Consider the following 13,517-nt stretch of genomic DNA (forward strand, 5'->3'; position numbering starts at 1 on the left):
GCGTGACAACGCCCCGTCGCTATCGCGGAAACCGGAGTCCTTGGCGCCGGGCGGTAGGCTTAACGGCTTCTTAACCTCTCGAGACACACGGACGATCCGATCGAATGAATGGCTACAGGCGGTATCCGTTGGTCCGGAAGTAGGTTTCGAGAGACTGATCGGCATTCGCGATAGGTTCATTCAGCGCGACATATCCGTCCGGGCGCAGAAGGATGGCGCGATCCGCCGTTTCGGCTGTTTCTGAAACAACAATACGCAGTGGGGCCGCAAGGCCTGCCGGAGGTTCGAATGTTGACGAGCCGGTGACAAGAACAAAATCTTCAGCCGGCCGGATCGGTCCTGGATCGACACAGTCAGCATGTCGCGACAGCTTGAAGCCTGGTAGGGCCGAGAACTGATGGCTGCCGAGGGCCGAGGGGAGGCCTTGCGTCCCATAAGATAGAGGCGAGCCGGTATAATGCGGCGCGAACTGCTCTACCTCGCGAACGCTGAACTCGCGCCGACGTGCCAGTTCGGCGGCGAAAGCCTCTGCATTGCGATCAGGGTGGAAGTTGTTCAGGAAGTCAGCGTCGCTCTCGATGGATCTGCGAATAAAATCGCGGATGGTGGAGTCGAACACATGACGGCGCTCGAAGTCATAGGTATCCAGAAGACCGTCCGAGGCCCAGCCTTTGACGATGGCCTCAAGCTTCCAGCCGAGATTACGGGCATCCTCGAAGCCGGAATTGATCCCGTAACCACCATAAGGTGGGTGGGAATGTGCCGCGTCTCCCGCTATCAGCAGCCGCTTGTTGCGGTAGCAATCCGCAAGAGCAAATCGCAGGTCCCAGAAGCCGAGGTAGACAAGCTCGACATCAAACGGCTTGCCGACCACTGTCGCGAGCAGTTTGGCGAGGTCGCCAGCGCTAAATTCCTGTTCGAGCCCCACGGGGGCATGAAAAAACCATTCCCGCTGGTCATCAACACGCCCGAGGAACTGCCAGTAACCCTTCAACTCAGGCGACAGGTTGTTGAAGATGGAATAGTGCCGATGCTCGCCGAGCACTTCGTCAAGCTGGGTTGAGCGAAACACCGCCAGCAGCATGCGCTTGTCGTGGTCGTCCACGGTCTGGACGAGGCCAGCTTGCCCGCGCAAGCGGGACCGGCTTCCGTCACAGCCAACGACGTAGCTGGCGGTCAGTTGGAGTTCCGTCTCAACCTCCTTGCGACTGGCGGACACGCGGCAGCCGGACTCGTCCTGGGTAACATTCGTGAACTCCACACCGTATTCTACAATTACTGTGCCAAGCTCCGCCGCGCGTGCGCGAAGTGCTTCTTCCGTCTTGTACTGTGGCAGACGCTCGTTCGGCTCGTCGTAATAGCGTGAAACCAAACCGCGGTTCAGCCACTCGTAGTTACACCCTGAGAGCAGCGTCCCCCAGCTAACCAAACCGCCGGTATTCTTGGCGCGATCTGTGGTGCGCAGCGCGCGAAGCCGCTTGTCGACGCCCCAGCTGACCGCAATCTCCATGGTGCGGCCGGTGAGGTTCTGGCCCTTCGGTACCGGCTGAGGCTGCGCGTATTTCTCAAGAACGGCGACGTGGAGCCCGCGTTGTCCAAGATCGATTGCCAGGCCCATGCCGACCGGCCCACCTCCAACGATGATGACGTCATAGTGGCTCATACGCGCCTACAGCTCGTAATCATTCTCGAGATAAACATGCTTGGTCTCCTGGAAATCCAGAAGCGCCTCGACTCCGTGCAGCCTACCGATGCCTGACGATTTGTAGCCGCCGGTCTCCACCTCAACGAACAGCCGGTTATGGCAGTTGATCCAAACGGTCCCGCTGTCGATGCGGCTCGCTACCCACCGCGCGCGGTTGATGTCTGTGCTGTGGACGCTCGCCGCGAGCCCGAAATCAGGAACGTTGGCAAGCGCGACGGCCTCTTCGGGGTTGTCGAAAGTCTCGAACGACGCCATCGGCGTGAAAAGTTCGTTCTGGATCAGCGGATGGTCGGTGGTGCGGCTCGAGAACAGGGCCGGCGTGACAAAACAGCCGCCAGTTTCATCACGAAGGTCCTCGCCCGCCAGCAGGACTTCCATGTCAGGGTGAGCGCGTGCCGTCTGCTGGTTCGTCATGTGACGCTCGACCGCGCCGTCATCGAACATCGCACCCATGGTTGATGATGGGAGGTGTCCCGGGCCCGGCCGGACCGCTGAAAGCTCCCCTATGAGCTTATCCCGGAACGCCTCTGCAATGTGGCGGTCAACGAGAACGCGGGAAACGCAGACGCACATCTGCCCGGAAAGAACGGTGATGCCCTTGGCGATCTCGCGCGCTGCACGATCGAGATCGGCATCTTCCAAAACAACGGCGGGCGCCTTGCCCCCGAGCTCAAGGGATAGCTTCTTGAAACGAGAGGCCGCCGAACCTGCGATTTTCGCCCCGGTCGCGGTGGAACCCGTGAAGGAAATGACCCGAATATGTTCATGGTTCACCAGCCGTGCGCCGACCCAATCCCCCGGATCGTTGAGCGATTGAAGGACGCCCGTTGGTAGATTTGGGACCGATGTGATCGCGCGCATGAAGAGATTGCTGACAACAGTCGTCGCCCGGTGCGGCTTGACGATGACGGTGCACCCTGCAGCCAGGGCAGGACCGAGCGAGCGCACAAGGAGCGTCAGCGGTGCGTTCCATGGCGTGATGACGGCGCAAACACCCGCAGGTTCCTTATCGATCAGAGACAACTGGCCAGGCTGCCCGGAAAATGTCCTGCCGAAGATATCGCGTGAGAGCCCCGCGTAATAGCGAAGCTCAGAAATAGACGCCATTACCTCACCGGTCGCTTCGGCGCGTAGCTTGCCGTTCTCCCGCACGAGAAGATCGATAAGGTCATTGGCGATGGCGGCAACCGCATCCGCCATCGCATTCAATGCGGCAGCGCGCGTCCGGGGACTGCGCGCCCATTGGCCTTTGCGGAACCCGCGCACGGCCGCCGCAACGGCTTGTTCAGCGACAGCCGCGTCCGGACCATGCACCTCGCCGACTGGCGATCGATCAGCCGGATTGAGGCTGACGTAGCAACCATTGATGCCTTGAAGCCAGACGCCATCCACAAGACTGAAGTGACCGTGGTCCATCATGCTCGCTCTCCTCAAACCTTCAGCCCGAGGAGATTGGCGGCATTATCTTGGTAAAGCTTACGGCGAACCTCCTCCGAGACGTCGAGCTCATCAAGGATGCGGATCGTCTCGCGGATATACATCGGGCCGCCTTCCGGATCGAAGGGAGCATCGGAGGCAAACAGCACGTGGTCTTCACCAAAAAACTCGATTGCATGCTTGATCGCCATGCGTGAGCCGAAGCTTGCTGTATCGGCGTAGAAGTCCTTGAAATACTCGAGGTGGGGCCGCTTGAGAGAGCGGCGCACCGCTGCCAGATCACGGTCCGTCGTGCGTTTGCCCATCTGGTCCCAGCCGGGGCCGACGCGACCTTCGAAGAAGGGGATCATGCCGCCGGCATGGTGCGTGATGACCTTCAGACCCGGGTGTTTGTCGAACATGCCGGAGAACACCATACGCGCCATCGCGGCTGAGGTCTCGTACGGCCAGCCGAAGGTCCACCAGATCTCATATTCGGAGCGCTTTTCGCTGAGGTAGTCCGGGAAGTTCTCGCCGCGGGCAGGATGCATCCAGACCGGCTTGCCGACGGAGGCCATGTATTCGAAGAATGGACCAAACCCTGGAAGATCGAGCGGCTTACCGCCGACATTGGTGAAGATCTGCATGCCGACGGCGCCGAGATCTTCCACAGCGCGCCGTGCCTCCGCAACAGCCGCGTCGGGATTGTTAAGCGCCGCCGTGCCGATGAAGGCCGGGAAGCGTTCGGGATACTTCTGGCAAAGCTCGGCCATTGAGTCAGAGCCGATGCGGCTGAGATCGGCGGCCTTTTCAGGTCCGGCAAGCTTTTCAAGCGGGGGCGAGGCGAGGGACAGCACCTGCTGGTAGTCCTCGCCGAACATGTCCATGACCTCGAACCGCCGATCCAGTTCCGTCATCATTGGGACGGCGCCGGAGCGCATGGTGATGTCGGTCATCGTGCCGATGTGGTTGATCAACGCATCGAAGAAGGGCTTTGGCCAGATGTGGTTAAAAATATCGATCTTCTTCATGGATGGCCTCCTCCTGCCATGCTGCCGGGCCCACTCCAGAGATGAATGGCCCGTCCGTTCGTCGTGAGGTGAGGCTAGGCGATAGCTGATGCCCCACGCTCCTCCCTCAGCCAAGATGCGGAGGGGCACCGCACAAGTCAACACGTTTTCTCTTATGATGAGATTTTATGATGTTTGTTGATGCCGGCGCGAGGCAAGGGCGGTGCTAAGTTCGCCGCCTGCCTGGCGAACTTGCTGGCCAATTGCATCGATGGTGGTCCCGTCAACGAGGCTTCCGGAAATCGTGCAGCAGATACTGGCGATCGGGCTACGCCCGGCGTCGAAAACGGGCGCGGCGATACCAACCACACCTGGCGTGACTTCACCATAAGCGACGGCGAAGCCGGCCTTTCGCACTCGCTTCAAGCTCTCCTGAACCTCTTCTGGTGTATCTCCAAGCCCCACTGCCTTCACATCGGCCATGGTCTTTTCAATCAGCGGTACCAGATGACGCTTGGGTAGGAACGCCATGATGGAGCGACCGATCGCGCCGCGGCTCAATGGCATTGGCCGCCCCCGTGGATAGGAACTGATGGGGTTCTTTGCCGAACTGCGCGAATCCACGCAGAGGATCTTTTCACCATACCAGCGCACCAGAAGCGCCGTGCAACTGTATTGCGAGACGAGATTTTCGAGAAATGGCGCGCCACTGTTCATCAACGCGTCTGATTTTCTCAGGAGGTAGTCGAGCTCGACGATCTTGGGGCCGAGGGTAAAGCCGGTATTGGGCATTGACGTCAACAGACCAGCGGCCTTGAGGATCTTCAGGTAACGATAGAGGGTCGGGCGGCTATAGCCCAGCGCCTCCATCATTTCCTCGGGCGTCCATTCCAGGCGGTCTTCGGTGAAGACCTCCAGCACAGCCTGTAGGCGTTCGAGACTGTTGACCGCCGTTGTCGTCAAGTTGCCGCCTGCTGAACCGTTTTTCTACCGTTGACGTAGGCGAATATCATTGCCGGTACCCCTACCACAAGTCCAACAGCGTCCGTGTAAATCGCGCCTGGGAAAGCGCCGGCAGGGATGAGCGCAAGCAGGCCTGCCACGGCGAAGATGATCCGCATCTGCATCGACAGACGGTTGGCGAAATATCCCGCAAGCGCAGCCGAAACGAGCCACATGCCGAAGGTTGCCGTGATCACGGCCCAGGTCACCTCACCCGTGTCGCCGATAAGAAGCAGGCTCGGCGAATAGGCGAACATGAACGGGATCACGAAGGCGATCCAGCCGAACTTGCAAGACGCAATCCCGGTCTTGATAGGATCGGCCTTGGCGATGCTTGCGGCCGCAAACGAGGCCAGCGCGATGGGTGGCGTTATCATGGACATCATGCCGAAATAGAGCACGAAGAGATGTGCCGCCATCGGATGCAGCCCCACCTCGACCAGTGCAGGTGCAACAAGCGAAGCCAGCAGCACATAAACGGCAAGCGTGGGAAGCCCCATGCCAAGAATGATGCAGACCACGGCCGACATCAGCAGCAGCACGATTGCGCTGCCGCCGCCGAGTTGCACGAGCGCGTAGGTAAGGTTGAAGCTGAGGCCGGTAATGTTCATCACGCCGATGACGATGCCGGCGGCGGCCGAGATGACCACGATTTCGACCACGGCCTCTCCGGTGTCCACGACGGTCATCAGAAGCTGGCGGAGAGAGGCTCGCATCCCGTCATAACCGAAGACGGCTGCTGTCGCGACGACACTCGCGCAGGCGAGGAACGCCGCGCGCTCTGGAAGCCAGTTCATCGAAAAGAGGGCGTAGATCAACAACCCGAACGCGATGAGGAAGTGCAGGCCGCCGACAATGGTTCGGCCGCTGGGAATTTGGTCTTCGGGCGCGCTCTTGATGCCAAGCTTGGCTGCCTCGAGGTCCGCCTGGATGAAGAGTGCGCCGTAGTAGAGCAGCGCAGGAACGAGAGCTGCGAGCGCAACATCGGAATAAGGTACCTGCAGGAATTCAGCCATCAGGAACGCGGCCGCACCCATCACGGGCGGCATCAACTGTCCGCCGGTCGAGGCAACCGCTTCGATGGCGCCGGCCTTGTGCGCAGGATATTTGTCGCGCTTGATCATCGGGATGGTGACGACGCCAGTCGCAACGACATTCGCCACGGCAGAGCCGGAGATCGAGCCGAACAAACCGGAAGCGGCTACTGCAATCTTCATCGAGCCGCCGCGATAGCGCCCCATGGATAGAAGTGCTGCATCCGTGAAGAACCTGGCGCCGCCGGTCGTCTGCAAAAGCGCGCCGAAGAAGATGAAGGCGACAACGATGGTCGCGCCAACTGAGAGCGACAATCCGAAGATGCCGTTCACGTCATAGGCCATGTAGCCGGCAAGCTTCTGCCAGTCCTGGGGGCGGCCAGCCAGGCGGCCCGGGATGACATTGCCGAACATCGCGTAAAGCAGGAAGACGACCATGATGACGACCAGCACCCAGCCGGTCGACCGCCGCAATCCCTCGAGAAGCAGGATCAGCAGGATGACGCCCGGCAGCCAGGCTTCAACGGGTCGGGTGAAGACGAAGTTCACCACGGATGCATAGTTGATGGCGATGTAGGCACAGGCGCCGAGGCTCAGGATCGCGCAGGCGATGTCATGCCAGGGCAGGGTTTCGTCGAGCCGCCGCTCGCGATTGGGCCGGTAAAGCATGAAGGTCAGCGGCAGGGTCAGTGCGAGGATGACGGCCAGGAACTGCTGAGGATAATACGACACGCCCATCATGCGCGGCACGTCCAGCGACCATGCCATTGCGGCGAGCGTGATAGCCGCGGCAAGCGCCGCAGCTATCGGTTTCCACAGATGGGCGGGAACGCCGAAAGCGGGCTCCCTCGTGCGTTCCGCGTCCATGGTTGTCACTCTTTCCAAAGCCCCACTTCCTTGTAGAAGCGGATGGCGCCTGGATGATATTCGCCGGGTGCTGTCTCGCCGACCATGCCCTTCGGCTCGAACTCCGCGAAGGGCGGGAAGGCAGCCTTCATGGAATCTTTGCTCTCGTAGATGACCTTGGTCATCTTGTAGACCGCTTCCTCATCGGCCGCGGCATTGGTGAAAACGAGCTGCGGGTAGGCGATGTAAGTTCCCGCTTCCAGCACCCCTGGCGTTGCCGGTCCTGGCTCCATCTTCACGACATAGCCGGATTTCCAGTGCTTGCGGATCGCTGCCTTCGCCTCTTCCGTGTCGGGAATGGTCAGCGCGCGCAGCCCGCCAACGGCCGCATCTGCCTCTCGCACCTTGCCAGCGCCATGGGCGAAGATGAACCCGACACTCTGGCCGGAAATGAAGGCATCGGCGCCTGCAACGACGCTTGGTACCTGCACCGGCTTCATGTCGGCGCGGGTCAAGCCCGCCGTGGCGTAGATCGCGTCGAGCTGCGGCAGGATTGTCTGCTGCGCGGTATACCCGTCCACCATCGGTTTGCCCTTGAGGTCAGCCGTTGTCTTGATGTCGCTATCGGCGCGAACGAAGATCGCTTCCTTGATGGGCATGATGAGCCCGACCACGCGAAGGTTTTCGTTGACGCTGCCCTTGAACCAGGCCTCACCCTTCAGGGCATTATTGAATTCTTCGAGATTGCCGACGCCGAATTCCACGTCGTTCTGATTCACCAGCGGCATGTACTGATTGGGGCTGGTGGCTGGTTGAATGGTGGCGTTGAGGCCTGCATCGTTGGCCGCTTTTGCGACTGCCGTGCCGATATTGTGGAAGATCGAACCAGGGTTCGAGGTAGCGATGCCCACGGTCTGGGCGTCTGCATTGCCGAAGACGGCAAGGCCGGCCGCAAGGGCGACTGCGAACAGCGTATGCTTCATGTCTTGTTCCTCCCGCTCGTTTCCTCCATCGGTCGAGCTACCGATATAAAATCTCAATATGAGAGATTATTGCCGGATACTCTCTTGCATTTGTCAATTTTACAAGTGCATTTTTGGTGCAGGAGCTTCAGTGCGTGCCATCGAAGGCTTCGCCATGAATGCTGTCTGGGAGGAAATCGTGGACGTAAAAAATGAAACATCGACATCGCAGTCGGGGATGACCGGGGCTGAATCCCTGCTGCTGGGGCTGAAGCGCAACGGGATAGATTACATCTTCGCCAACGCTGGGACCGACTTCCCGCCAATCATCGAGGCGTTTGTATCGCTGTCGGAGGATGCTGTTCCCGAGCCGATCACCGTTCCTCATGAGACGGCAAGTGTCGCAATGGCACACGGCTACTACCTCGTGACCGGCAAACCGCAGGCAACGATGGTGCATGTGAATGTGGGGTTGGCCAATTCAGTGATGGGAGTCATCAACGCGGCAAGCGACAATATTCCCGTCGTGGTGCTGTCGGGCCGCACGCCGATAACCGAAAGCGGTCGTCGCGGTGCCCGGGTGACGCCGATCCAATACGGTCAGGAGATGTACGATCAGTCGTCGATGGTCAGCGATGTCACCAAGTTCCATTACGAGATGCGGTATCCGGAGCAGGGAGACTTGCTGGCGGGACGTGCAACGACACTGGCGATGAGCGAGCCGCGCGGCCCCGTTTACGTCAGCCTGCCGCGCGAACCTCTCATGGAAACGGTGCCGGCCTCGGCGGCACGTCCTGCCTCGCCGCAGGCGGTGTCGTCGCGAGCCTACCCGGATCCGGAGGCAATCCGTATCGGGGCAGACTGGCTTTCCGGCGCGCGCGCTCCACTCGTCATCTGCCAGCGTAGCAGCCCCGATGGAAGTGCTGCTCAAGAGATCCTGAAATTGGCCGAGGAATTCGCGATTCCGGTGGTTGAGCCATTCACCGTCCGCAACGTCATGCCGTCGAAGCATCCGATGTTCCTCGGCTACGACGTGAAAGCGCCGCTCGCCGAAGCGGATGTCGTTCTCGTTGTGGACAGCGCCATTCCTTGGATGGAATCTCTGCATCGTCCGGGCGAGGGTACCCGAGTCATCCACCTTGGCCCTGATCCGCAGTTTCAACGTATGCCGATTAGAGGCTTCCGCAGCGATCTTTCCATCATCGGCGATCCCGCTGCAGGCGTCGCTGCGCTTGCGGAAGCGATGCGGCCTCTCTTGGCGGATGTTGCGGAACGGCGGAACCTGATCGCGGGGCGCAGCCGGGAGCGACTGGAGCGAGCAGCCTCGCTCGCGGTAGCGGGCTGCGAAGACCCGATGACGGCGGAGTGGATGAGCCACTGCCTCTCAGAGGCGATGGACGAGCGTGCAGTAGTGTTCTCCGAGCTTGGGATCGTGCCCGACATGATGAAGGTCACCGGACCAAACCGCATCTTCAACAACCCGCATTCCGGCGGCCTCGGCTGGGGGCTACCTGCGGCACTGGGCGCTCAGCTCGCGGACCGCGACCGGCTCTGCATCGCCTGCGTCGGCGATGGATCCTACATGTTCTCCAACCCTGTTGCCTGTCACCAGATTGCCGAGGCGCTTCAGCTTCCGGTGCTGACGATAGTGAAGAACAACGGGATCTGGAACGCGGTGCGGCGCTCGGTCGTGCGGAGTTATCCGGAGGGCGCTGCGGTAAAAGCCAACAGGATGCCGCTCGTGTCGCTCGAGCCGTCGCCTGACTATACAAATATCGCGGCCGCAAGCCGCGCCTATACCGAACGCGTCGAACATGGCCAAGACCTGCCCGCGGCACTTGAGAGGGCAATCGACGTAATCCGTCGTGAGAAGCGGCAGGCGATGCTGGAGCTCAAGATCGCCGTTTCTGACGACCGGTGAACGGCGTATCGGAGAGTGCTTTGGTCGCGGCTTAGAGCACCTTACCCAGCATGGTGGCCAACTGCTCCTGGGTATAGGGCTTTGCCAGGCGCGCCACGTCAATCTCTATGCCGACAGGCAGGTCGGCGTAGCCGGAGGCAAGGAGGATCGGCAGCCTCGGCAAGCGGTCGCGGGCGGCCTTCGCCAGTTCTGCGCCGGTCATGCCGGGCATCGAATAATCTGTAATCATCAGGTCGAAGGTGGCGCCGCCGTCGATCAAGGCAAGCGCCTCCTTGCCAGAATGCGCCTCGACCACCTCATGGCCGAGGTCGCTCAACATGTCGGCGGAGCTCATGGCGATCAGCACGTCGTCATCGACGAGCAGGATACGTTTTGGGCTGGCTTCGGCGGAGGTTTCGGTCGCTGTTCGTTGCTCCTGTTCCGGAACATCAGTGGTCGAGACCGGGATCCAGAGTTCGGCGGTCGTTCCCTTGCCCGGAGCACTCGTCAGCTTCAACCGGCCGTTCAGCTGCAGCGCAAGACCGTGGACCATCGAAAGACCGAGGCCGGTACCCTTGCCGAGCTCCTTCGTTGAGAAGAATGGCTCGATCGCCTTTTGCAAAGTGGCCGCATCCATGCCCTGACCCTGGTCGATGACCGCAAGCACGACATAGCGACCGGGCACAAGCCCATCGGCTTCCGTGGTGTGTTCAATCTCCTTGAGTTCGATGCGGATCGCGCCGCCGTCCGGCATCGCATCACGCGCGTTGACCGCGAGGTTGAGCAGGGCGAGTTCCACCTGGTTGGCATCGGCCGAAACCGGCGGAAGCCGTTCCGGAACGGCGACCCCCACCGCGATGCGCGAGCCGACTGACCGCTGCAAGAGGTCTTCCATCTCGGTGACGAGGCGCGCGAGATCAACCGGCCCCACCTGAAGGTCCTGCCGGCGGGCAAAGGCAAGCAGCCGCTGGGTTAGCGAGGCTCCGCGTTTTGCGCCCTGAAGCGCGCCATCGATCAGCCGAGTCGCCTTCACGTCGCCAGCTACGTGCTTGCGCAGAAGCTCCAGATTGCCCAGCACCGCCATCAGCAGGTTGTTGAAGTCGTGTGCTACCCCGCCCGTCAGCTGGCCGATCGCCTCCATCTTCTGTGCCTGGCGAAGCTGTTCTTCGGCACGTTCGCGCTGACTCACCTCCGCCAGCACCAACTGATGCGCCTCTTCAAGCTCGCGCGTGCGTTCGGCGACACGCTCCTCCAGAACCTCGTTAAGGTGACGTTGCTGCTCCTCCGCCTTCAGCCGTTCGGTGATGTCTGCCGAGACGCCGACGAGCTTGACAGGCCGCCCCGTGCGGTCGCGGTGAAGCTGTGCGCGGATTTCCGCGCCATGGACGGAGCCGTCGGGCCAGACAGTGCGATAGGCGACCGCGTAGTCAGCTCCCGTTTCAATCGTGTTGCGAACCGCTTCCTTCATGCGCTCGATGTCTTCGGCATGTATGGATTGCAGCAGGTCCTGATAGGTTAAGTCATCATCCGGCCCACGGCCGAATATGCCCCTGCAGGTGGAAGATGTCGTTAGTGCACTGGTTGCGAGGTCTAGCTCCCATGCGCCAAGCCGACCCGCCTGCAGGGCCGTCTGGAGGCGGCGCTCCCCTTCGTCCAGCGCTTCCATGCGCATCCGTGCTTCGTACTGCCGGCGGCGCGCGCGCATGGCGGAGCGGGTAACACTGATGAATGTCGTTGCGTGGAAGGGTCGCTCGATAAAGCTGACATTGCCGAGCACCTCCAACAGCCGGGCAGCAGCCGGATTATGCTCCGGCCCACCGCCGCGCGCCGTCATGATGATGAAGGGCAGGTCCGACCAGCTTGGCTGGGCCTCGATCCAGGAGGAAAGCGGACGCAGGTCTGCCCAGCGCAAGGACTCTTCGGTCATCACTGCGAAGGCGGTCCTGTCGTCGAGGCTTGCCACCAGATCATCCAACGTGGGCGCGACTTTCGCGCAGAGTCCCGCTTCCTTAAGCAAGGTTGCGGCGATCTGCGCATCGCGGCCCAGCGGGGCATGGATCAGGCCAAGCACGTCGCGCTCAAGAATGGGAGCCATCCTCGTCATGGTTCTGCAGCAAGGGTTGCCTGTCGCCCACAAAGATAGGGACGCCGCGCAGGATCCCCTGGAAGCCGGAAAGTGGCTCGCCGAGCGTCAGCCCCTTGGTGCCGATCTTGTATTCGCGAATGGTGTCCTCGTGATGGCCCGTACGCTTCTTGATGACGGAAATTGCGCGGCGAACCCGCCCTTCCGCCTCGAAATAACGGAGCAGGATGACGGTGTCAGCAAGGTAGGTCACGTCCACCGGGGACTTCATGTCCCCGACCAGGCCGTGTTGTGCGACGGTGATGAAGGTATTGGCGCCCTGCCGGTTCAGGTATTGCAGCAATTCGTGCATGTGGAGAATGAGGGCATTTTCCCCCGGCATCGCAGCCTGATATCCATTGATGCTATCGATGACGACGGTCTTTGCGGAGAAGCTGGCGACCCTGTCCCGTACACGCTGGGCGAACTCGCCCGGTGACAGTTCGGCGGCGTCGAGCTGCTCGATGTAAACGAGCCCGTCAGCCTGCATGGCCTCAAGATCGAGCCCCATGGCCTTGGTGCGGGAGAACAGCAGGCCGAGTTCTTCATCGAAGACGAACACCGCCGCGCGCTCGCCGCGTCGAATCGCAGCTTCGACGAAGTGCAAGGCAAACAGGCTCTTTCCGGTGCCGGCCGGGCCGATCAGCAGCGTGCTTGATCCGCGCGCGATGCCGCCGCCGAGCAGATCGTCAAACCCGCTGATGCCGCTCCGCAGGATCGTCCGCTCAAAGCTGGACCTGTGCTCGATGGAACGCAGCCGCGGAAACACGGCGACGCCGCCAGTCTTGATGATAAAATCGTGGTAGCCGCCGCGGAAGGCTTGGCCACGGTATTTCAGGACGCGAAGTCTACGCCGCTCGGATCCATAATCCGGTGCAAGCTGTTCCAGGTGAATGACGCCGTGCACGACGCTGTGAACCGTCTTGTCCATGGCTTCCGAGGTCATATCGTCCAGCAGCAGGACCGTGGCATCGGAGCGGGAAAAGAAGTGTTTCAGTGCCAGGATCTGGCGTCGGTAACGCAGCGAACTTTGGGCGAGCAGCCGGATTTCCGAAAGGCTGTCGATGACCACCCGATGCGGCTTCACCCGCTCGAAGGTTTCGAAGATGAGCTTGGTGGTTTCGCCGAGTTCCAGGTCGGAGGAGTAGAGCAGGCTCTGCTGCTGGTCCGCATCAAGCAGGCTCTCGGGCGGAACAAGCTCGAAGATCGTGACCTGGTTCCCTATTTCCTTGCCGTGCGACAGAGCGCTCTCGCGCAGCTCTTCTTCAGTCTCGGACAACGTAATGTAGAGGCAGCGTTCGCCGATACTGGCACCTTCCAGCAGGAATTGCAGCGCAATCGTCGTCTTGCCAGAGCCGGGTTCACCCTCCAGCAGGAAGACGTGACGGCGTGAAAGTCCGCCGGATAGAACGTCGTCCAGCCCCTCTACCCCGGTCTTCGCTTTCGCTGCTGAGATGTCTGTCATTCATCCTCCATGACGGCGTGTGGAGATAGTGCGATCGTTGTGTTTTGGTAGAAGG

Annotated in this window: 9 protein-coding genes; 1 reads left to right on the top strand and 8 read right to left on the bottom strand. The window is 60.9% G+C overall.

Annotated elements, in window-relative coordinates; translation table 11 throughout:
• Nucleotides 1–112: 112 nt before the first annotated feature.
• The 6 genes from CYG48_RS20180 to CYG48_RS20205 form a co-directional block, all read right to left on the bottom strand.
• The gene (locus tag CYG48_RS20180; RefSeq protein ID WP_118852363.1) at nt 113–1,663 is read right to left on the bottom strand and encodes an FAD-dependent monooxygenase; all 1,551 of its coding nucleotides are present in this window, start codon (nt 1,661–1,663) and stop codon (nt 113–115) included.
• Nucleotides 1,664–1,669: 6 nt separating this feature from the next.
• Nucleotides 1,670–3,124: an aldehyde dehydrogenase family protein gene (locus CYG48_RS20185; protein ID WP_118852365.1), complete on the bottom strand. Its 1,455-nt coding sequence runs from the start codon at nt 3,122–3,124 to the stop codon at nt 1,670–1,672.
• 11 nt (nt 3,125–3,135) lie between these two features.
• Complete coding sequence (locus tag CYG48_RS20190; protein WP_118852367.1) at nt 3,136–4,152, bottom strand: amidohydrolase family protein; 1,017 nt, start codon at nt 4,150–4,152, stop codon at nt 3,136–3,138.
• 165 nt (nt 4,153–4,317) lie between these two features.
• Nucleotides 4,318–5,094, bottom strand: a complete 777-nt coding sequence (locus CYG48_RS20195) for an IclR family transcriptional regulator (protein WP_118852369.1) — start codon at nt 5,092–5,094, stop codon at nt 4,318–4,320.
• The gene (locus tag CYG48_RS20200; protein WP_118852371.1) at nt 5,091–7,034 is read right to left on the bottom strand and encodes a TRAP transporter permease; all 1,944 of its coding nucleotides are present in this window, start codon (nt 7,032–7,034) and stop codon (nt 5,091–5,093) included. The genes CYG48_RS20195 and CYG48_RS20200 overlap by 4 nt, the downstream gene beginning before the upstream one ends.
• Before the next feature lie 5 nt (nt 7,035–7,039).
• A complete protein-coding gene (locus tag CYG48_RS20205; RefSeq protein ID WP_118852373.1) occupies nt 7,040–7,996 on the bottom strand; it encodes a TAXI family TRAP transporter solute-binding subunit in 957 nt (318 codons plus the stop codon).
• A 130-nt stretch (nt 7,997–8,126) separates the two neighbouring features.
• Here CYG48_RS20205 and CYG48_RS20210 point away from each other — a divergent pair, with 130 nt between their 5' ends.
• Nucleotides 8,127–9,896, top strand: coding sequence for a thiamine pyrophosphate-requiring protein (locus tag CYG48_RS20210; RefSeq protein ID WP_340162648.1), 1,770 nt, complete (start codon nt 8,127–8,129; stop codon nt 9,894–9,896).
• A gap of 31 nt (nt 9,897–9,927) precedes the next feature.
• Here CYG48_RS20210 and CYG48_RS20215 read toward each other — a convergent pair whose 3' ends face one another.
• Nucleotides 9,928–11,970, bottom strand: coding sequence for an ATP-binding protein (locus CYG48_RS20215; RefSeq protein WP_118852375.1), 2,043 nt, complete (start codon nt 11,968–11,970; stop codon nt 9,928–9,930).
• Nucleotides 11,954–13,462 carry an ATPase domain-containing protein gene (locus tag CYG48_RS20220; protein WP_118852377.1) on the bottom strand — a complete coding sequence of 503 codons (1,509 nt, stop codon included), beginning with the start codon at nt 13,460–13,462 and terminating at the stop codon, nt 11,954–11,956. Before CYG48_RS20220 ends, CYG48_RS20215 begins: the two co-directional genes overlap by 17 nt.
• Nucleotides 13,463–13,517: the final 55 nt, after the last annotated feature.

It is taken from the genome of Neorhizobium sp. SOG26 (genome assembly GCF_003491345.1).
In the GTDB taxonomy this organism is placed as follows: Bacteria; Pseudomonadota; Alphaproteobacteria; order Rhizobiales; family Rhizobiaceae; genus Neorhizobium; species Neorhizobium turbinariae.

Excerpts from the sequence above, each read along its gene's own strand:
- CYG48_RS20220 (WP_118852377.1), bottom strand. The coding sequence starts at position 13,462 with ATGACAGACATCTCAGCAGCGAAAGCGAAGACCGGGGTAGAGGGGCTG.
- CYG48_RS20190 (WP_118852367.1), bottom strand. The coding sequence starts at position 4,152 with ATGAAGAAGATCGATATTTTTAACCACATCTGGCCAAAGCCCTTCTTC.
- CYG48_RS20180 (WP_118852363.1), bottom strand. The coding sequence starts at position 1,663 with ATGAGCCACTATGACGTCATCATCGTTGGAGGTGGGCCGGTCGGCATG.
- CYG48_RS20205 (WP_118852373.1), bottom strand. The coding sequence starts at position 7,996 with ATGAAGCATACGCTGTTCGCAGTCGCCCTTGCGGCCGGCCTTGCCGTC.
- CYG48_RS20215 (WP_118852375.1), bottom strand. The coding sequence starts at position 11,970 with ATGGCTCCCATTCTTGAGCGCGACGTGCTTGGCCTGATCCATGCCCCG.
- CYG48_RS20200 (WP_118852371.1), bottom strand. The coding sequence starts at position 7,034 with ATGGACGCGGAACGCACGAGGGAGCCCGCTTTCGGCGTTCCCGCCCAT.
- CYG48_RS20185 (WP_118852365.1), bottom strand. The coding sequence starts at position 3,124 with ATGATGGACCACGGTCACTTCAGTCTTGTGGATGGCGTCTGGCTTCAA.